14 protein-coding genes and 2 pseudogenes are annotated in these 20,520 nt (G+C 61.5%); 9 read left to right on the top strand and 7 right to left on the bottom strand.

The annotated features are described in order from the left end of the window. Window positions 1–133: 133 nt before the first annotated feature. Window positions 134–3,145 (bottom strand): hypothetical protein, encoded by a 3,012-nt coding sequence (locus AC1DKN_RS09925; RefSeq protein WP_476871159.1) that lies wholly within the window; start codon window positions 3,143–3,145, stop codon window positions 134–136. A gap of 210 nt (window positions 3,146–3,355) precedes the next feature. Here AC1DKN_RS09925 and AC1DKN_RS09920 point away from each other — a divergent pair, with 210 nt between their 5' ends. The 6 genes from AC1DKN_RS09920 (at window position 3,356) to AC1DKN_RS09895 (ending at window position 7,495) form a co-directional block, all read left to right on the top strand. Further along, window positions 3,356–3,931, top strand: a complete 576-nt coding sequence (locus AC1DKN_RS09920) for a YdcF family protein (protein ID WP_476871158.1) — start codon at window positions 3,356–3,358, stop codon at window positions 3,929–3,931. 145 nt (window positions 3,932–4,076) lie between these two features. Continuing rightward, window positions 4,077–4,361, top strand: coding sequence for a hypothetical protein (locus AC1DKN_RS09915; RefSeq protein WP_476871157.1), 285 nt, complete (start codon window positions 4,077–4,079; stop codon window positions 4,359–4,361). Between the two features lie 50 nt (window positions 4,362–4,411). Continuing rightward, window positions 4,412–5,557: a non-hydrolyzing UDP-N-acetylglucosamine 2-epimerase gene (wecB, locus tag AC1DKN_RS09910; RefSeq protein WP_476871190.1), complete on the top strand. Its 1,146-nt coding sequence runs from the start codon at window positions 4,412–4,414 to the stop codon at window positions 5,555–5,557. A 370-nt stretch (window positions 5,558–5,927) separates the two neighbouring features. Then, window positions 5,928–6,650, top strand: coding sequence for a glycosyl hydrolase (locus tag AC1DKN_RS09905; protein WP_476871156.1), 723 nt, complete (start codon window positions 5,928–5,930; stop codon window positions 6,648–6,650). Between the two features lie 24 nt (window positions 6,651–6,674). After that, a complete protein-coding gene (locus AC1DKN_RS09900; protein ID WP_476871155.1) occupies window positions 6,675–6,806 on the top strand; it encodes a hypothetical protein in 132 nt (43 codons plus the stop codon). Window positions 6,807–6,934: 128 nt separating this feature from the next. Further along, window positions 6,935–7,495 (top strand): glycosyl hydrolase, encoded by a 561-nt coding sequence (locus AC1DKN_RS09895; protein WP_476871189.1) that lies wholly within the window; start codon window positions 6,935–6,937, stop codon window positions 7,493–7,495. 156 nt (window positions 7,496–7,651) lie between these two features. Here AC1DKN_RS09895 and AC1DKN_RS09890 read toward each other — a convergent pair whose 3' ends face one another. After that, window positions 7,652–8,998, bottom strand: a complete 1,347-nt coding sequence (locus AC1DKN_RS09890) for a UDP-glucose dehydrogenase family protein (protein WP_476871154.1) — start codon at window positions 8,996–8,998, stop codon at window positions 7,652–7,654. Between the two features lie 177 nt (window positions 8,999–9,175). Continuing rightward, entirely contained in the window at window positions 9,176–10,498 is a 1,323-nt protein-coding gene (locus AC1DKN_RS09885) for a BNR repeat-containing protein (RefSeq protein ID WP_476871188.1), read from the bottom strand. A 535-nt stretch (window positions 10,499–11,033) separates the two neighbouring features. Here AC1DKN_RS09885 and AC1DKN_RS09880 point away from each other — a divergent pair. Together AC1DKN_RS09880 and AC1DKN_RS09875 are read left to right on the top strand one after the other, a co-directional pair. Further along, a complete protein-coding gene (locus AC1DKN_RS09880; protein WP_476871153.1) occupies window positions 11,034–11,969 on the top strand; it encodes a GT-D fold domain-containing protein in 936 nt (311 codons plus the stop codon). 401 nt (window positions 11,970–12,370) lie between these two features. Beyond that, a pseudogene (locus AC1DKN_RS09875) lies at window positions 12,371–12,493 on the top strand (IS3 family transposase); the annotation flags it as partial. Between the two features lie 144 nt (window positions 12,494–12,637). Here AC1DKN_RS09875 and AC1DKN_RS09870 read toward each other — a convergent pair. Further along, entirely contained in the window at window positions 12,638–14,011 is a 1,374-nt protein-coding gene (locus AC1DKN_RS09870; protein WP_476871152.1) for a BNR repeat-containing protein, read from the bottom strand. Window positions 14,012–14,473: 462 nt separating this feature from the next. On the opposite strand from AC1DKN_RS09870, the pseudogene AC1DKN_RS09865 reads away from it, so the two are divergent. Further along, window positions 14,474–14,866 (top strand): annotated as a pseudogene (locus AC1DKN_RS09865) (IS3 family transposase); the annotation flags it as partial. A 249-nt stretch (window positions 14,867–15,115) separates the two neighbouring features. On the opposite strand, the gene AC1DKN_RS09860 reads toward AC1DKN_RS09865, so the two are convergent. From AC1DKN_RS09860 to AC1DKN_RS09850, 3 genes are all read right to left on the bottom strand, one after another. Next, on the bottom strand, window positions 15,116–15,970 hold the full coding sequence (locus AC1DKN_RS09860) for an IS3 family transposase (protein ID WP_476871151.1): 855 nt from the start codon (window positions 15,968–15,970) through the stop codon (window positions 15,116–15,118). After that, window positions 15,967–16,293 carry a helix-turn-helix domain-containing protein gene (locus AC1DKN_RS09855; protein ID WP_476871150.1) on the bottom strand — a complete coding sequence of 109 codons (327 nt, stop codon included), beginning with the start codon at window positions 16,291–16,293 and terminating at the stop codon, window positions 15,967–15,969. The genes AC1DKN_RS09860 and AC1DKN_RS09855 overlap by 4 nt, the downstream gene beginning before the upstream one ends. A gap of 1,196 nt (window positions 16,294–17,489) precedes the next feature. Continuing rightward, complete coding sequence (locus AC1DKN_RS09850; RefSeq protein ID WP_476871149.1) at window positions 17,490–20,291, bottom strand: glycosyltransferase family protein; 2,802 nt, start codon at window positions 20,289–20,291, stop codon at window positions 17,490–17,492. Between the last annotated feature and the right edge of the window lie 229 nt (window positions 20,292–20,520).

Below are 20,520 nucleotides of genomic sequence, written 5' to 3'. Positions count from 1 at the left end.
CAGGTTCGGGCACAGCCGTTTCGGGGACAGCGGTTTCGGGCACAGGTTCGGGCACAGTTTCAGGCACAGCCCTACGCTACCGCGAGGGACTGACCGTGCCGGGCCGGAGGGTTCGAAGGAACCCTCCGGTCCGTCAGTAGGTCAGGGTCTGGCATCCCAGCGCGGAAACCCCGGTCCGAAGGACCCCGGCGCCGGCGCTGGAGACACAGACCGTGTACTTGCCCCGGGCCTTGATGGGGAGCGCGGCCCGGTATCCGTGGTTACCTCTCACGTTCAGTGCCCGGTTCACATCCAGCCGGTAGATGTTGGCCGTGACGCTGTAGCTCTTGGAGCTCGAATCCGGTGACTTCACGGTGACGCGGACCGGAACACTCTGGCTCGTGAACCCCGGATCCATGGCCCAGCCGGTCGCCACGATCGATTTATTGGTGCTGGTCCCGGACAGGCGGGCGGTGTCGAGGTAGCCCCGCACCGGGGCGGCAGGCTGCGCAACCACATCCCGGCAGCCGAGCAGTGTGTTGCCCGCACTCAGCGGGCTCACGGCGATGCCGTAAGCGCACACGTGGTAGCGGCCGGACAGGGTGATCGGGATGCTGTTCTGGAATCCGTGGCTTCCGGTCAGCGAAAACGCGGCATTGACGTCCGGCCGGGTCCCGTTCGCGGTGAAGGGGTAGCCCTTGGTCTTGCCGTCCGGGCCTGTGACGTAGATATGTACGGCGTTGGAGGCCGCCGGTGTACCGGGTTCGTAGGTCCAGCCGGACGCCGTGATAACCGCCGACGGCGTCCTGGTCTGCACCACAATGGAGTCCACGTAGCCGACCGGCCGCGCAGCAGGCGCCGCCGTAGCGTTCACGCAGCCCAGGAAACCGTTGCCCTTGGTCAGGGTCGCGACCGCGATTCCGGTGGCGCAGACGCGGTACGTACCGGCCTTCGTCACGGTCACGGATGTCTGGTACCCGTGCGAACCGGCGATCCCCATGGCGGCATTGACGTCGCTCCGGGCAGCATTGGCGGTGGTGGTCACTGACTTGGTGCTGCCGTCGGGCGCCGTGACACTCAACTGGACGGGGATCGAGGCCGACGGGACGCCGGCGTCGAAGGACCAGCCTGCGACGTCCAGCCGCGCCGAGGACCCGGCGTTGATGAAGGACACGGAATCCAGGTATCCGGTGGGCGGGTCACTGACAGCCACGGGGACGTTGCGGCAGCCCAGGGTGGAGTTACCGGCGGCAAACGGGGCGACGGGGACGGCGTAGGCACAGACCCGATACGTGCCGGTCTCGGTCGCCGGGACGGTGACCGCAAACCCGTGCGTGCCGCTGACCCCCAAGGCCTGGTTGACGTCCGGGCGCTGCACGTTGGCGGTGAAGGCCTGGCCGGTGGTGGTCCCTGCGGGGGTGGTCACGTAGATGTGGACCGGGATGGACGCGCCTGCCTGACCGCGGTCCACGGCCCAGCCCCGCAGCTTGATGGACGGTTTGCCAGACACCATTGCGGTGCTGACCTCATCGAGGGATCCCTCGGGTGCGGGAGTGCCGGCCAGGGTGAGGGTCCGGCAGCCCAGTGCTGTGTTGTTGAAGATGCCGATTGCATAGGCGCAGGCTTCATACTGTCCGGCCGCTTTGACGGTGATCGACTCCTGGAAGCCGTGGTTTCCGCTGATGCCCAGCGCCGCGTTGACGTCGGCGCGCGGTTTGTTCGCGGTGAAGGCATGGCCAGTCGTCGTGCCGTTAGGTGCTGTGACATAGATGTGCGTCTGGGTGGAGGTGGAGGCCGCGGCCGGATCCACCGACCATCCGCGGACGTTGATGGTGGCGCCGGACGAGGTGACCGCGAGGGCTGCGCTGTCGAAGGAGCCCTTCGCGGGCGCACCCGGCGGACGGATCGTCACGGTAGCCGCGGTATCGCTGACAGCGCCAATGGAGACCTTCGTGCCGGCGTGCGTCGTGAAAGTCTGGCCGGCCTGCCAGGCCTGGGTGTTGCTGTAGTAGCCGTTGAAGGCAGTTGCCCGGGTATTGGGCGGAAGCAGGATCGAGGTGTTGCCTCCGCCTTGCTGAGTGATCTTCACGCCGCGGTTTCCGTCTTGCGCAATGACGGAGTCGTAACCGACCGGGGTGCGGAGTTCCAGGAAATAGACCTCGCCGGATTTCGGGTCCGTGAACTTCGCTGCGCGGTTGGCACCCGTTCCGGCCCAAGGCTTGAGGTTCACCGTGCGGGGGGCGGACAACGTGCCCAGGTTGGCGATCTCGTTACCGTTGCCGAACCGGCCCATTTCCCAGAAGCTGGCGCTGATTTCCGGCATGATGTCGAAGTGCGAGATGCCCATCAGGTCCAGGTTGTCGCCGTAGGTCTTGATGCTGCAGGTGGCATCCGCAAACCCGGCGAATGGCCCGGAGGCCACGTCCATGGCCCCGCTGCCGCACAGCAGGCTGTTGGCATGGTCCATGCCAAGGGCGTGCCCGAACTCATGTGCCAGGACAGGCGTGGAGAGCTGGCTGTTTTTTGGCATCAGGATGCGGCCGCCGATGTTGCCGTTGCTGTAGGTCATGCCCGCGGCGCCGTTTGTGAGGTAGGCGCCGGGGATGAACATGACCAGTGCCGTGTAAGAACTCTGCGTCCAGCCCAGCTCCTGGGAGACGATGTCCACAATCTGCGCCGGCGACTGCTTGGAGGTCGCGGCGGACTTGTGCAGCTGGCGCGAGGAAGTCAGCGCAATGTCCACCCGGCCCGCGGTGGCGTAGGCCCAGTAGCGGTTGGCGGCGCTGAGCGAGGCCTTCGCCGCCGCCATGGGGACGGCCGCGTCCGTTTCGGCGGCAGACTTGTCGGCCAGCTGCACCGTCACCAATGTGGTTTTCAACGTACCGGCCAGCGGCGCGCTGACGTAGGTGTACTCGGACTTGGCCCTGCCTGCGGGCGGTTCCGGACGCACAAAGTCATCCACCTGCGGCTGCGGGCTCGGGTCCGACACCGCCGGAACAGCACCTGTCGGCACGGCACCTGTCGGCACGGCAGCGCCCGGCGCCAGCGCTCCGGCGGACACCTGTCCGGCGGCCGGCACCTCGACGGCGGCCACGGCGGCCTGCGGCAAGGTTGCTGCCAGCATCACGGCGGCAATCACGGTTGCCGCTATGTTTAGTTTTCGCAAGATTGCTCGCTTAAGGGTGAGACCGCAGGTGGAGACCTGTTGGTGGGAGCGACGTAAGTTGCCTACAGCATAAACGGCAATCCACATCTGTCACCCCAGTAACTTTGATCTCCAAAATCACAACTGCATCACGCATTCTTTTGTCCAAGTTTTGGCGCAGTACCGGCGCACCATTTCGCCACCTGAAGACCGCGTGCCAAACTCTTAGCCGTGCTTCCTTCCGTCGCCGCGGTGAATACCGCCACCCGCAGGGTGCTCGCCGTCGCCGTCGGGGGCCTCCTGCTGTGGCTGCTCATCGCCCTTCAACTGTTCGTCAACGTGGAACCGCTCAGCACGCACCGGACGGACGCCGTCATCATGCTCGGCGGCGCGGCGTCCGAACGACTGCCGGTGGCCCGCCAGTTCCAGGCCGAATTCCACGTTCCGGTCCTCGTGATCTCACACACGGACACGTTCGGCAATCGAGAGGCGGATGAGGCGTGCAATTCAGCCGCCTTCCCCAACGCGGCCGTCATTTGCTTCCGGCCCCCGGACCTGGACACCCGCGGCGAAGCACTGGCAATCTCCAACCTGGTCAAGGCCAACGGCTGGAAGTCCGTCACCGTAGTGACATCCAGCTATCACCTCACCCGTGCGGGGCGCCTGATTGGCCAGTGCACGACGGCGGACGTACAGATGGTTGCCTCTCATCCGGACCTGGATTTGGGCCAATGGTTGCGGCGGTTTGTGGTCGAAACCGGAGGATTGATCGATGCTTCCTTGCGGCCGGAATGCGCCAATCAGTGAGCGGAAATGTAACAATTGAACCTCAACCGGCTGAACTGGTCAGCCGGTTCGGGCATCTGACCCAGGCGAGGAGGACACGCTGGAACACTCTCCTGACGGCCGTCCCCCTCTGGTCGCCGCGCCACGTCACCTGCGCAGGCGGCGCATGCACGCCGAGATCGCAGACACCCTCCTAGTGCCCGGGGCGGAGCCAGTACCGTATAAGGAACCGTCGGCCGAGCAGGATGCCAGAACACAAGACGCCCCGGAGCGGGAGCCTACAGGCCCGGCCGCTGAAGCTGCGGCCCAGGCTGCCGCTATCCGGGAAAAAGAAGCCCAGCAGCTCATCCGGGCCGCATCATATCGGCGCAAGCGGCGTGTGGCGTTCTTGGCCATGCTCTTCGTTGTCATCGCGGTGCCGGCCATCGCGCTTGCCCTTTTCTTCGGCTGAACCCGGGCCAAAGACCTTACCAACCACTCGCACACCCTTGGGGAATGACCATGCACAGCATCATGCCGATCTTCGGAACCAGGCCGGAAGCCATCAAGATGGCACCGATCGTCAGCGCGCTCCAGGAGTCTCCACTCTTCCGCTGCATCGTGACGGTCACCGGGCAGCACCGCGAGATGCTGGACCAGGTCAATGAACTTTTCGGCATCGTTCCGGACCACGACCTCAACATCTTGCAGCAGGGGCAATCCCTCTCGGCCATCATGACGCGGACCATCGACGGTCTGGAGAAGCTCTTCGCCGGCACCCGGCCGGACGCCGTCGTCGTCCAGGGCGACACCACCACCTCCACCGCCGCGGCCATCGCAGCGTTCTACCACGGCATCCCTGTGATCCATGTCGAGGCCGGGCTGCGCAGCGGCGACCTGCTCTCGCCGTTTCCGGAGGAGGCCAACCGCAAGGTCACAAGCCAGATCACCCGCCTGCACCTGGCACCCACCTCCACTAGCCGGGAAAACCTGGAGAGGGAAGGCATCAGTCCGGAGGACATCGTGGTGACTGGCAACACCGTGATCGATGCCCTGCTCACCACGGTGGACAAGCAGCTCCCCTTCACGGACCCCCGGCTCGAAGACCTGGACGCGAGCGGCTGCCGGATCCTGCTGGTCACCACGCACCGGCGCGAAAACCAGGGCGAATCCATGCGCAACGTGGGCCGGGCGCTGGCCCGGATCGCCGACGCCGAGCCGGACCTTGTCATTGTGCTCCCCGCCCACAAGAACCCGGTGGTGCGCGAGGCCGTGCTTCCCGCGCTGGAAGGCAAGGCCAACGTCCTGGTGACGGAGCCGCTGGCCTACGGCGAATTCACCCGCCTCCTGTCCCGGGCGCACATCGTCCTCACCGACTCCGGCGGAGTGCAGGAGGAAGCGCCCAGCCTCGGCAAGCCCGTCTTGGTGATGCGGGAAAACACGGAGCGGCCCGAGGCCCTGGAGGCCGGGACCGTCAAGCTGATCGGCACGGACGAGGAGCGGATTGTTGCCGAGGTGACCCGCCTCCTGCACGATTCCGCGCACTTTGCCGCCATGGCAAACGCAGTGAACCCCTACGGCGATGGCAAGGCCGCAGCCCGCACGGTGGCGGCCATCGAGGAGTTGCTGGGCGTCGGCTACCGGACGGCGGAGTTCAGCGGGGCGTAGGCATCGCGCGTCGGCGGCCGAGCCGCCGGCGTCCGGCCTTCGATGTGAGTCAGGGAGGCCTTTCGTGAAACAATAGATGTTCAGCAGGCAAGGACGCGGGTTGCCAGCATGACGTTGTTCGACAGCGGATCTGGTACCCCGGATTCGACCCTGAACCGACGGCGACGCCAGGGGGGTGCAAGTGGACCGCCGGACCTTCCTCACGATCCCTCTTGCCATCGGCGCCGCCGCTCTGGCGGCGTGCACTCCGGATACGACCCCCGGCCCGCGGCCGCCGTCCGGCACGCCGAAACCGAAGCTTGCCCCGTCCCCGCGGAAATCGCCACTGCCGCGCCGGCCCATCCCTCCGTACGCGAGCAAGGGCATCGGCATGCCCCGGTTCGACGGGTTCGGCTTCAAAGAACTGGATTCCCTGAATCTCGACTGGTTCTACGACTGGGGCCCGGATTACCCGCCCCTCCGAGTGGCTTCGACCCAGGCCGCCGAATTTGTACCCATGGTCTGGGGACGGGGCTCCCTGGAACGGAAAGCCATTCAGCAGGTGCAGTCCGAGGTCCCGTGGACGGGCGCCCGGAATCTTCTCGGCTTCAACGAGCCCGATCACGAGGGCCAGGCTGACTTGTCCGTGGACACGGCCATCAGCCTCTGGCCCCAGCTTGAGCAGACGGGCCTCAGGCTGGGGTCTCCGGCGCCTGTGCAGGCGCTGGGTGACTGGCTCGAAGAATTTATGGACAAGGCCGACAAGAAGAACCTTCGCGTGGATTTTGTCGCCATGCACTGGTATGCGCCGCCCCGCACGGACTCGTTCCTCAACACGGTGCAAAAACTGCACGAACGCTACGGAAAACCAGTCTGGATCACCGAGTACGCCGTCGCCGACTGGAAAGCCACCGGATCCTCGCCCTCCCGATTCACGGAGAAGGAGATCCTGGCGTTCATAAAAGACACCGCCGCCGGACTCCGGAAGATGCCATACGTGGAGCGTTTCGCCTGGAAAACACGCGCCCACGGCGACCCCATCATGGGAGCCTCCGCCCTGTTCCGGAGCAATGGGTCACTGACCCCCACCGGCGAGCTGTACCGGTCCCTCTAGGACCTGTCTCCAACCAGGCTGCCCGTGCCGCCGGGTGCCCTGCTGGCCGCCGGCGCCGGAACGGCGCAGGCTGCCACGGCCCCCGCCGGAGTCCCGGCTGTCACCCTGCCCGCTGACACGCTCAAGGGCTTTGGCTGGGCGGGAAAGACGCCCTAGCGCTAACGCAAATCAATAGCCTCAAACTGAAGTGGCACTACACGTGGGACTCACACCCCAACGTCGCTACGGCCACGCCCTTTGTCCCCATTATCAAGAGTGCCCGGACCTTGCTGTAGCAGGATGCCATCGGCTACGTCACCCGCTACCTGGCCGAGACAAAGACCCAGCACCTCCTCGGCTTCAATGAACCCGACCACGATGCCGAAGCCAATATGTCCGTGGACCACGCCATTAGCCTGTGGCCCAGACTGCAGACAACCGGGCTACGGCTTGGGTCACCGGCTACCACAGGGCCCGCCAGCCCCTGGCTCGGGGACTTCATGACCAAGGCGAAGAACAAGGGACTGCGCGTCGACTTCATGACCACGCACCCCTACGCCTGGCCCCAAGCGGACGAGTTTTTGAGGAAGGTCACGGAACTGCATGAGCGGTATGGCAAGCCGATCTGGGTGACCCAGTATGCGGTGACTGACTGGAACGCCACTTCCACCCAGCCAAGCGTTTACTCCCGGGCCCAGACCGAGGGCTTCATGCGCGCCACCGTGGCCGGCCTGCGGGCCAGGCCGTTCGTTGAGCGCTTTGCCTGGAAAACCCGTCCGGCCCTGGATCCCAAAATGGGTTGCTCGGCCCTTTTCCACACGAACGGCTCCCTCACCACCACAGGCAAGCTCTCCGCGTCCCTGTGAGCCGCTGAGCGCCTCCTACTCTGGCCGGACACCCAGGTGTCCGGCCACAGTCCGCTAAGCGTCCTTTAATCAAGGGAAGGATCCCGCCAGAGCGTCTGCTCCGGCGGGATCCTTCCCTGTTGAACCTGTTGTATCAGCTGTGAGGCCGATGCGCCGCTAGTTGGCGGCGGCGAGCTCCAGCAGTTCGCTCTTGTGGCCAAGCGAGACGATGTCCCAGCCTGCCGCAGTCCACTTCTGGTGGTCAAGGACGTTGCGTCCGTCAAACATGCGCTTGTGAGACACAGCGGCAGCAAGCTCCGCGGGATCGACGTTTACGAATTCGTTCCATTCCGTCAGCAGCATGACCATGTCGGCCTCCGCCACGGCCGTCGCTAGGGAGTCAACGTAGTTCAGGCGGGGGTAGCGCTTGGCAGCGTTGGCGTTAGCGGCGGGGTCGTAGACGCTGACGTCGGCTCCGCTGTTGAAGAGCCTGGCGGCTACGTCCAGTGCCGGTGAGTCGCGGACGTCATCGCTGTTGGGCTTGAACGCGACGCCGAGGACGGCGACGCGCTTGCCTTCCAGCGCGCCCAGCAACGTCTCGGCGACGTGGACGGCGCGGTCACGACGGCGGAGGTTCACTTCGTCGACTTCGTTCAGGAAGCGCATGGTGCTGTCCAGACCGAGCTCAGATACCCGTGCCTGGAGCGCCCGGATGTCCTTGGGCAGGCAGCCACCGCCGAAGCCGATGCCGGCGTTGAGGAAGCGGCGGCCGATCCTGGCGTCGAGGCCGATTGCGTCGGCCAGGGTGCGGATGTTGCCGCCGACGGTCTCGGTGACCTCGGAGAAGGCGTTGATGAAGGAGATCTTGGTCGCCAGGAAGGCGTTCGCGGCTACCTTGACCAGTTCCGCAGTTTCGAAGTCCGTCGAGATGAACGGGGTTCCCCGGCTGATGGCGTCGGCGTAGACCTCGCGCAAAGTCGCTTCAGCTGAGGCGGAATCCACGCCGATGACCAGGCGGTCGGGGCGCAGGGTGTCCTCCACGGCGAAGCCCTCGCGCAGGAACTCGGGGTTCCATGCGAAGTTGACGGTGACGCCGTCCCGCGCTTCTTCGGCGACGACGCCCTTGAGGCGGCGTGCGGAGCCGACCGGAACGGTTGACTTTCCGACGATCAGGGAGTCCTTCGTGGCCGCACGGGCAATGGCGGCCACGGACGCGTCAACGTAGGTCATATCGGCAGCGTGCTCACCGGCGCGCTGCGGGGTGCCGACTGCGATGAAGTGGACATCACCGAAGGCGCCGGCTTCTTCGAACGAAGTGGTGAAGCGCAGGCGGCCGGATGCAGTGTGCTTGCGCAGGAGCTCCGGCAGGCCGGGCTCGTGGATGGGCAGTTCGCCTCGGCTGAGGCTGTCGATCTTTTCCTTGTCGACGTCGACGCCCAGGACCTCGAATCCGAGTTCCGCCATGCATGCCGCATGGGTCGCGCCGAGGTATCCCGTACCGATCACGGTTAGTCGTAATGTCACTAGTCCCCCAGTAGCCGCAGTAAATTTTGTTGTCTTGGGCGCAGATGGCGCAACCAAACGGGTCCACTATACAACGCAGGTGCACCACCACCGCCCGTGTAACGCCCGGAGTGACGCACAACACCCTTGGCCGCGCCAAGGTCGTGCAGCAGCAACAGACTCTCCCATTTCTGCGCGCTAACCGCTGGCTGACCGTGACGTTTCCACCAGAACCAATGGTTGGGCGGCGGGAGCCCGACCAACTGGCTGTTGGTCCCGCTGTTCAGGTACCGAGGTGTGCACCACGAACCATTCAGCGCCGGAGTCTTCCGGCGCCCAGCCGCGCCCCGGCGTCATCCTGTCGTAAAGTCCGCCGTCGCGATAGAACCGGCGGAGCGGGTTCCACGGTGAGGCCGAGTCCTGTGAAGTTACCGACAACGACTCACTCAGGGCCAAAGTTTGCACCTCTTCGTCCCGGCGCACGTCGACCACGACACCCGAAGCTGTCGTGACCGGGGTACCAATTTCGAGCTTGAAATCCAGAGAACCAAGTCCGGAAAAATCCCATCGGTAGTCCCACTCAGTGACCTGTCGCCTGATCCACTCATTACCGTCGAAAACTGCTCCCCATATCTGCTGTGAGCCACGACCGTCACGCTTGTGGTAGACGGCCATCGGCCGCCCATCGGGGAGGAATCCCAAACGAACGTTGTTGTTGATAAGCCCACAGCCGGGACCCACCGGGTCCACCACGATGCGGGCATCATCGACCAGGGGGTGGTCTAGCGGCTTTCCACCAGCATCGCTCCAGTTCACAAGATCCGCGCTGCGCGCATAGTTGACCGTGTGCGTAGTCTCAGCATCCGGAGAGTCACGCCACACCCAAAGCAAGTGCCAGCCACCATCCGGCCCCAGAATCGGTGCGTTGGTGTCTATATAGGCATTTCGCTTTCCCTTACCCTCGATGAGGGGGCGATCAGATACAGACTCGTACTTGGCGGCTTCGTCCTCCCAACGAAGGCAGACAAAGTCTCCGTCGCCGCTGGTTCCGTCACGGTACGTGAAGAGCAAATCTCCGACATTGTCCCGAAGAAACCTGGGGTAAGTGACTCTCTGTTCCTTCTCGGCTTGCGATAATACGTCGAGCCGACGCGTCTCCCGCGATGAATTGTGGAGTTCAACGATCCAGTATTGAAGCGGAGATGCGTGCATGTTGCCCGCGACATGAAGCCGCCCGGATTTGTCAAAACCCAGGTCAATATAGTTGTGGCTGTCCCAGCCGACGCTTGAATCGATCGACTGGAAACTCCAGTCCGAGCCCCCAATGGTTCTGTGGGCGATTGCGAGGCGCCTTGAATCGTCATAGTAGGCAAGGACAAGAGTGTCGCCGTGGCGCACGAGCGTAGGACGAATTGCTACGTCAGCCACAGCTGGACTGACGTCCTCGACGGACTCGACGGCCTGGCCCTGCCACTCGTCTCCGATGGTGAACCGCTCTTGGCGCCCAGGGTATAGATACATCTCCACGCATACAGTTCTACACGCTTGCTGCCCCGAACCCCGGCAAGGCCGCCCGGGTCGTGGCTTGGGAACTTGCTGAGCCTCCGGCGGGGCGAGCCGGCCCGTCCACGGCGGTGATGCGCCGCGGGAGACGACGGCGATCTTAGAACTCGAGCGAGCCACTAGCATTGTCCATGTTAGTGTCATTCGTGAAAATTGGATTGGATAACGCTCCGCATTGGCCAGACCCTGCTTGGGCATCCCGCGCCGACCACCCCATGAACTTGAACGGAATCTAAGTGCAAAGAAGCACGTGCATGTCACTCGGACGCGTCGAAGACCAAGACACTGAGCGTTCATGGCGACCGCCACGGCACGCCGTCGGGTAATTGCACATCCAAAGACGCCACAGTTCCAGGGCAATACCCAACAATAGATCCCGGCCAGGACCTACTGACTCACGGTCACGGGGCATATTGGCTCAGTAACAATCGTCCAAGCCAGCGCAAATCCGTTCCTTACGCTTGCCTCGAAGTATGAAAGAAGACAATTACCGATGGTATTAGGTGGAAATATTTGGTCACCGCCTTCGCAGGAGGCTGCCAATGAATATCGCGAATTCACGGCGAAAAAGTCATGCGATGATATTTTAAACCTCTATTCGGCACGATGCGAGAACGGAACGCTGGACTCCTCTGATAAATCCGGCCCTGTCGCTTCCGCGATATTGAACGCTGTTCAAAATGGCTCGAGTTTTAGCCTGGTTCGCATGAGTGATGGCGAAGGAAACTGCCTGTTCAACCTTGATAAATACCCGGCACTTCAGAAATACGCGCTCCGCCGCATTTCTTATATGCACTTCGGAGATGAGGCCGTCGTCGATGAAAATAGAGATGCATTTCTCAACTATATGCAAACCGCTATTCAGTCGGCTGACGTCATCGGCGTTCCGGAGGACGGGGCAATTTTGCGGGGATATCAAACCCCCGAGGAAAACCTAGACGTCCGCGCCGTCGTTGGGAACCGCGCTGCAGCATTAAGCGTGGCCGCACTGCACACAAATGATCAGACCACGGCCTCTGCTTGGACCAATCGCCACTTACTTGGACACTATGGAAAGATTTTTTCCGGTCAGCAAAGAGTTGGTGTGATCTCAAGCTATCCTGAATTGGGCGAATTGATGCGCCAGAATTTCGGGATCCAAGACGTGGTACAGCATCAGATACCACGTCAGGCCGTTTTCGTAAACGCCGCGGACCGAAAGAATTCTCGTCATTATCCTGAAGAATTCGACCAAATTGTCCAGAGTTTGGACCCTCAGCCCGGTATGCCCTATCTGGTCTCGGCTGGACTTCTCGCCAAATATTATTGTCACATCATCAAGCAACGAGGTGGCGTCGCCATCGATGCGGGGTCCGTCCCTGAAATTTGGCTCGGCATCCCGAATCGTGGTCTCTCTTCGGACTTTATTAAACGTTGGAAGTTGGTCTAAATCATTTAGCCTACAACATGCGGACTCTTCAGCACCGCGGGGAAAGCCAGTTTGAAGGCTCTTGCCATTCATTGTCGTGTATAGGTGGACAAGGTGCCTATGGGTTCTGTCAAGCCGTGATGGTTTAGAGCTGGCGGAAGATTGAACGGCAGACCTAGCGTTTGCGGTTCCGGCGGTTCCTGCGGATCTGGCGGTTGATGGCTTCTCGTGGTTCGTGGGGAATTGATTTCGTGTCCCAGCTAAAAAAATGGGGCCCGTGATCCTGCTGGGATGAGTGTGTCCAAGCATTCAACCAGGAACAGGGCCACGCGCCTTGACTGAGCCTACCGTTATGGCGTTCGACGCCGCCACCAGCATCTTCAACCCGCCCGACTACCACGTCATCTCCGAAACCGTGCTGGAGGATGGCCGCGTGCGCGGACAACGCTACGATGGGATCGTTCTTCTCGCTGCTGCAGAAGAACGACCGGGACCGTCACCGGTGGTTCAGCCGCCACGATCTCAGGCTGGCGATCACGACATGGAACCTGCTGACTCGTTTTCTTCGTCAGAACACCGTGATTTCAGAACTTCGATGGCGTTCATCACAGAGCTGATCTGCGGCCTCTTTCTCCGCGGCGGGACGTTGATGTTGACCTGCAGTGGTAACTGATGACCTAGATGCCCACCTAAGATGTGGAATCGACCGGCCTCGGTTTTGGTAGCACCATATGCCCTGATGCGATCGCCGCCAGCGTGCTCGGATTCACGGTCATCGTAAGGACGCCGCCGTAGTTGCTGACCGACCTCTTGCGGCAGGGCGCGACAAGTAGCCGCATTGTGTAGGAGCCGTTGAGCACAGTCGCCGTGCTCGGCGTCCAGTTCGGCATAGCCCACGGAAGGAGCTGCACCCTGGTGTCCACCGTGGGCGCTACCTGCTGGATGTAGGGGGTGTCCGCTTCGGCATAAATCGCGTATACCCTCCCATCAGGTGTCCCAAAGACCGCTGAGTGCCCGATCGAGTTTGCGCCTATGACTGTGTAGCTGAACGTTGAACCGGTCCTCTTGTACAGCCGGACCTCACTGTCAGGCGCGGGGAATCGTACTGCGCCGTAGGAATTGCCAGCCGTATCCACGCATGCGCCCGCGACGCCTATCCCGACCCCGCCCGTGAGCACTTTCACCGCGGCATTGGCGGGCGTTACTGGGAGAGCGACTGGGGTTCCGGTGCCGTCTCGCCAAGTCCCACCTTTGTCGTCGCTGTAAAGATAACAGAGGTCGTGGTTAGACTCAAGGTGGATAGTGCTGCGCCAAGTCCACCACAAATGTATGCGACCGGTCGATTCGTCATGGACAATCCGCGACGGATAGGCCGACATATCTTCCCTACCGGACCAATCGTGACCTTTTAGGATCACGCCCACCCGCGTCCATGTTTTGGTGCCCGCGGAATACCGATTGAGTATGAGGTCGCCGTCCGAGCTTGTCCCGGCACGGTAGAAGAAAAGCAGGTTGCCGTCGACGGTTTTCACAAACCGCGGGTATGTGACCTCGGTTTCGTCGGACCCGACCATGCCCGGGGCTTCCCAGGCTGCAATATCCTTGGGAACGGTGGTCCGGATGTAGTTCAGCGGCACCCGATGGTGATTGCCCGAGATGTGCACATACCCCTGGCCGTCCACCACCATCGCCAGCTGGTTGTGCTCGTCCCTCGGGGCCGGGGCCCTGAGCGGGTTTCCGGGCAAAGACCCTAAGTTGAAGACTTCCCAGACTGCGTCCCCATCTTGCATTTTGGCAACGTAGGGGTTCATATCCGCACCCCAGAAGACGGCATAGATCCAGCCGCCGGGTGCGCAGACGATGGAGTACTGAGCCGTCGGGGACCCATTGATCGGGACCATATCGGTTAGCGGGATTGGGAACTGGTTGAACCGCATGATTGGCGAACCCACCGTAGCCGCCCGCGCGTCGGGGGCTACCGTCTCCTTAGAGGCGCATGCGGCGCCGAGCGAAACAATCCCAGCGGCCGTGATAATCAGGACGGAGCGGCGGCCAATTGCCATGGACTCAGTATCGCATGGGCGTGTGACTGATGCACAGACGCCTGCCCCTGTCGACTTAGCGATCTTTCTGCGGCGGCGAGTCGAATCATGAGCGTCTGGTGTTGGCGAGAAGGTAGTCTCGCGATAAAGAGGCCGCGGCAGATTCCCGGGGCTCGTGCCTTCGCCATTGCGGCGGTCGATGTCGCTGCGGGCCGCGGTTCCGTGAGGCTTCAGGTCCAGACCGATGAAGTCCAGGGCGCGGTTCAGTTGTCGTTTCGCCTAAAGCTCGAACCAGTGCGGGACCCATATATCTGTGTGTGGGACTGCCCCCGGTTCCGTTGAATCCTTGACCTAGCGAGCGAGTGCTCGTTGCAGGATGCTGACCATGCCCACGGCTGACATGGGGCGGAGTTCTGGCAGGATGCTATTGATTTGGCCCGCAAGGGCTAGGCGCCGCTGCCGCCGAAGACCCAGCTGACCGCGGTCCCAGCGGCAGTAGAGTCAGCGGAGATGGGGGAGCTGAAGAAGCGCACCGGTAGTTGGAGCAGGAAAATGAGATTCTGAGCCGAGCTGCCGCCTAATTGGCTAGGGACACCAAACCGAAATGATCTACCCACTGGTCCCGGATCGTGCCGCCGACGATGTCCCATTGCGGTGACCTGCAAGGTTTTGAAGTTCAGCAAGTAAGGCTGCAACCTGTTGAGGGCCAGCCCAGTGACAGAATGGGACTGGGTCGATGCGCACCTGGTCAACGCCGCCATGGACATTCACGCCGACGATCGCGCCTTCGCGTACCGGTTCATCGCCGACGAGCTCCCTAAGAAGGGCATCCCGGCGGGTGAGCACAGGGTCCATCGTTTTTTCGAAGAAGCGGGGGCCTCGATCTAGCGGAGCTACCACCACAGGCGACGGCAAAGACGGCTAGGAAACTCACGCCGATCGATTGCCAAACATTCAACCGGAGGGCGCTCACAGCGGCCTAAGACCCAACAGGAGCCAGGGCAGTCCCGACAGTGATATTCATGTCGCCGGACCGCTGAAGCTTGTCTGGTCGAAGCCCTCGGCGTTTCTGCGATGAATGAGAGTATGAACTGGTCCCCGAAAGTTGGACTGGTTGGTAAGAGCCTAGGCTGCGAGGGCCTGAGCACGGTATTGCGCCGGGCTCAGGCCCTTGAGCTTTGTTGAGATTCTTTCGGTGTTGTACCAGCGGATGTATTCGTGCAGTGGCTCTGCCAGTGCGTCGGTGCTGATGAACCGGACATGGTGGAAGAGCTCTTCCTTGAGGTGGCCGAAGAAGTTCTCCATCACCGCGTTGTCGTAGCAGTTGCCCTTGCGGGACATCGATTGAACCGCACCGGCATCCTCCAGAAGGACGCGCCAGGAGACGTGCCGGTACTGAAAGCCCTGATCAGAATGCACCAGCGGTTGCTGTCCGTCCTTGAGCGTGGTCAGGGCCGCGCGCAGCGACGTGTTGGTCAGTACCAGGTTCGGGGTTGAACTGATGGTGTGGGAGATGATCTGCCGGTCGAAGAGGTCCATGACCGGTGAGAGGTAGAGCTTCCGGTCGCCGACGCTGAACTCGGTCACATCCGTCACCCATTTCTGGTTCGGTGCAGCAGCATCGAACTCGCGGTTCAGCAGGTTCGGGGCAATCCTGCCCTGCTCGCCCTGGTAGGAGTTGTACCGCTTCCTCCGCCGGACCTTGCAGACCAGCCGCAGCGCACGCATGAGTTTCAGTACGGTCTTCTTCGCGATCGTCCACCCCTGCTTGGCCAGCTCGGTATGGATGCGGCGGTGCCCGTAGCGGCCATGGTTCTGCTCAAAGATCTCCGTGACTGCGTCCTTGAGTGCCGCCTGCGGATCGGGGGCCTGAAGGCGGGCCTGGTGATAGAAGAACGTGGACCGGGCCAGACCGGCGACCTGCAGCAGAACCGGGAGGCGGAAGTCAGCCTTGAGGGCGATGAGGGCCTGGACCTTCACCGTCGTTCTTGTGCCCTCAAGGCCCGTAATTTTCCCAGGTAGGCCACTTCCGCCCGCAACCGTTCGTTCTCCCGGCGCAGCCGTTCCAGCTCGGGCAGCTCCGCCGGCGGCGGGGCATCGGGCTTCCTGGGTCTGCCTTTAGGCTTCGGGCGCAAGGCATCCGCGCCCTCACGACGATAGGCAGCTGCCCAGTTTTTCAGTAAGCCGGACGAGGACAAGCCAGCCTCCGCCGCGAGATCCTGGGCAGTCTCGCCCGCGATGAACCGTTCGACCAAGGCGAGCTTGAATTCGAACGAGTACACCGGTTTCGTCGGCTTGGCCACCAGCGCTCCTCGACCATGGATTCTCCACCGCAGATAGAGAAGCTGCACCGGCGAATGAGACACACCCAGGAGCCGCGCAACCGCTTTATCCGCGATGCCCTTCTCAAACCACGCTACAGCGGCCTCGCGCTGCTCTTCGGATAACGGACTACGCACACACATAAAACTGCTCCCCGGGAATCGGAACTGAATTTCTCAGTCCAACTTCCGGGGAGCAGTTCAGTACCCCGAGGGACATTTTTTTCGAAGCCATGAAGGTCCCGTGCGTGGCCTGCTCCACCCGCCGGCTGCGGAACATGCTCGTCTTCGCTGTCATTTCTTCCGGCCGCGCCCCAACGGAGACCGCCGCCGCTCAGAAGTCTCGTGGTGGCTAGTCCAGCGCGTCCTGCCCCTGGTTGCAATCAGACGTCCGGACGTAAACACGCTTCCGACCATGGATGACCACCATCGTCGATCTGGACACCGGCCAGATTCTCGGGCGGGGTCGACGGCCGCTACCACAGGCACGTCGGCGAGTGGCTCGTCAAACGCCCGCTGGAATGGCGCCTCGGCGCGCAGGTATTGGCGATCGACCCGTCGGTCGCTTTCCGGGAGGCCCTGCGGAATGAGGTGTCCAGCACCGCCGTGTAGGGCGACGCCCACGACCCGGCCCAAATTGGCGACAATGTGCTCACGGGAGTCCGCCAGCGCCTGACCCAGGAAGCCAAAAGCCGGCCCGGACACACTTCCAACCCGGTCCGGGCCAACCGAAGGCTGCTGCGCCGGGGCGGTGAGACACTCTCCGACCGCGTCACTTATGCTCAGCCAGCGACTTGAACTCGACGACCCGGCCCACAAGTTGCAGGCCGGTGTGGAAGACCAAGGACCGGCGCGGACCCTCCTGCGCACCGGTTCGCTCCATGCCGCCAGGGCCGCGAATACCAGGCTGGGGAACTCTTCGCCCCGCGCGAAACGAACTAGGCTCTGGCACCGGCACAATAACGGCGAAGGCAAACGCGGTCAATACCGCCATAAAACACCTGGAACGAACAGGACGGGGATCCGTAGATAGCCGGAACTATACGATCCGCGCTGTGCTCAGAAGGGACGCCTGCAGAGACTGAACGTCCACCGCACAGCTGACGCCCAACGGCAAACCCAGTGGGTGCCGACATGAAACGGCTATTGCACTGCAGTGTCAGATCGTCGGGTCAACACTATCTGGGCGCACTGACCAGACCCCCACCGATCTCGTCGTCAGAAGAGTCCTTGCCCCGTGAGTCGGTCCGCGCCGCCCAGGGCGCAATTGACTGGATGAGCCTAAGATACTCTTCCTGGTGCGCGGAAACTGGACGTCGCAGTTCAACCTGCGCCGGCTGCCCCTTGAAGTCAGACCACTGGGCGAACTTCAAGCTGACCGCATCGACAAAATCTGTCTTCGACGAGCACACTGTCACAGAATCCATATCCGGGTCGATTCCTTCGACCTGAGTAGCAATGGTGGGAACACCCACGGCCCGATACATGTGCAACTTCATGGGGTTCATGAAGTTGGAAACGTGGTCCGGCACATGTGGCATTATCGCCACCTGTGCAGAGGCGAGCAAGGAAAGCGAGAATCGCTCTGTCTGCGGTCCGTGATACAAGACATTATTGAGCTTCAAAATTTCGAAAAATCCAGCCGGCGCTCTATCTGCCGCCCCGACCAAGTGTACGACAATTTTCTCGCTTATCTCCGCAGTGGAGCGAATCGCGTCCCAATCGATTCGGTCGTTCATATTGCCGCTGTACACGACGTTGAACTCGCCAATTCCTCCCTGACCGCCAGCGATGCTCTTCATTCCAGCCGGAGGAGCGTACCAGTTGGGAATAATGCGCGTGGTGACATCACTCGGAATGATATCTGCGCCCGTGAAATATTCCATATTCACGGCCGAGTTGAATACTGCAGCGTCCACATTGGTCAGCATAGTGTTGTACTGCAGCGCAATCTGGCGGCCGCGATCAGTATTGAGGTTGCTCCAGGAAAGCTGATTGTCAACAACATCAACAATCTTAGTATACGGCGACAAAAGATCCTGAAGCTTTTCGTAGAATCTAATAAACGGGAAAAGGATAACCACCGTATTAACCGGCAACATCGATCGATTAGTCAGGTACTGGAACACCCGGCGCTCCAAATCCGCACTAGAACTAAAGTCGATCATGTCATAGCTGACCCCATCTGCGTCAACATACACATTATCAATCTTGCGACTTGCAGCCGCCAGTACATTTCCTGCATCGGACATGTGGCTGGAGGAGCGCTTTGCGTATTCCTCGCCATTCCTTTCATGCCACAATTCTAAGACGCGAACATCATGGCCCGGATAGCGGTTCTTATACGACCGCGCGACCTGGTCGATGCGCCGGCCATATATACCGGCGTCGTGTTGTTTCCAAAGAAGAAGGATCGTGGGGCGAGTGGCGGTGTCAGCGTCGCGTTCTTTCCAGAGGACGGAATTGGCGAATACCTCGGCCGCACGCGGCTGCTTTGACGCCTCAACCTCGGCCGAGGCAAAGCCTCCATACGCACCAGCCAGCGTAAACTGCGAGGGCAGGGCGATCTCGCCCCTAAAGGCCAGAGCATCAACGACCTTCTGCGGGAAACTGACCTCATCGAAGGCGAAGACACCAGGCGTGTCCACTAGGTCCGCCACGCTCGGGCCGTTCGGTACCAGCACCGGGCGCTTGACTGCCAGTCCGTCCCCGATCTTGGAAGTAATCTGATACCTTGTCACTTCCTCATCCTGGCCGTCGAGGGAAGGGAAGCCCGTGAGCACTAGATCCATACGTGACAGCTCGGAATACAGTTGAGCCGCCGGGACGATTCCCTTTAGTTCGACGCCGTGCGCTAGTAGCTCTTTCTTCAGAGTTTCAGGCTGCACGTCCCCGTAAACGTGGAACTTAAGGTTCTGCTTATAGCGCCAGTTAATTACGGCAATCGACTTGGCTGCCGCAAGTATATTTTTGTGAGATCTCACTGTTCCGATGAAGCCAATATGCTTTGCGGAAATATCTGAGGATTCCGCTGACAAATCTATCTCGGGCGCTTCCGCAGGCGGCGTTGCAGGGGCTTCAGTCCGAGCGTGGCGCACAATTTTGCCGCCGTACGACTCCTGGAGCGTAATACTTGCCACGGTTCGAGCCTGAACGCGGTTTTGATAGTACTTGCTTTGTCCCAGTCCGGATGCGCCATAAATTTTCATTCGCGACGGAGTGGATTCTGAAAAATGGTCGTCGTTGTCGTCCAAGTCAAGAATCAGCTTTGCGTCGTCGGCCGCAATCTGTGATGCTAATTCAAAATTCGGGAGACGCGGCTTGCAGATCCACACTGTCGGAAAACTAACACCCATCGCGCGAAGCATTCGGTGATAGCGTGCTCGGTCACCCCAGGGAATAGTCAGAAGGGGGACATCATTCTCAGCCAGAGGTTTCCAAAGGCGACCACCGAACTCCCCGAACAAATACGTTACAACGGCCGCAGGTCGAGTGGTATGGGCAATATCGTAGAGCACTTTAGCTCGTCCGATCGGATTATGGGCGCCGTCCCAGGATGTGATCGCGACTGCGTCACTTTGTTGGGAAATTTTGGCAATACGATCAAGTTGGCGGAAGACGCTGAGATCCGAGACCGGGTGTTCGGCGTATTCGTGATGAATCTTATGAAGTTTCTGGCCGCTAAGGGCAAACAACTCGACCTTGGCGCCTACCGCCGCACCATCAATCTGGAACTGAAATCCTGTCTTCCCGGTCACCCCCAGGGCAACTTCAACGTCCGGCCGCTGAGTGGGCCATTCAACGAGGGTGGCGGGACGGCCGTCCACCACGAGAACAGGCGTGACATCCCGAGTCGGCGAGTAGAGCCAGCCGGTAACGCGTCGCCCCTCAACCTTGTTGATGCGGCCGTGGGCGATGCCTAGATCCGTGAGTGGCTTTGATGTTTTGACCGCGCGCGGGTCGTTTCTTGCCGACGACATGTTTGGTGGCGTTCCCTGTTCTTTGGACGTTAACGAACCGCCCCATGATAACAAGATGCGCGGTCCGCCCCACGTTCCTGACATGTGCGTTGACACACAACGGTCTCGTCACTTCAGTTAAGCGCCGTACCCAGCCGGCCCGCACGTCGGCGGAACAGCGCCAACCGGGCGCCCCCCAGATAATGTCCCACCGGCGTCAGGGTTCAGGCAGGCCGCGCAGATTGCCAGG

The sequence above is a fragment of the Arthrobacter sp. 01N444 genome, assembly GCF_056399305.1.
Note: the sequence above shows the minus strand (reverse complement) of the source record. Positions and strands in the feature narration are given on the sequence as shown.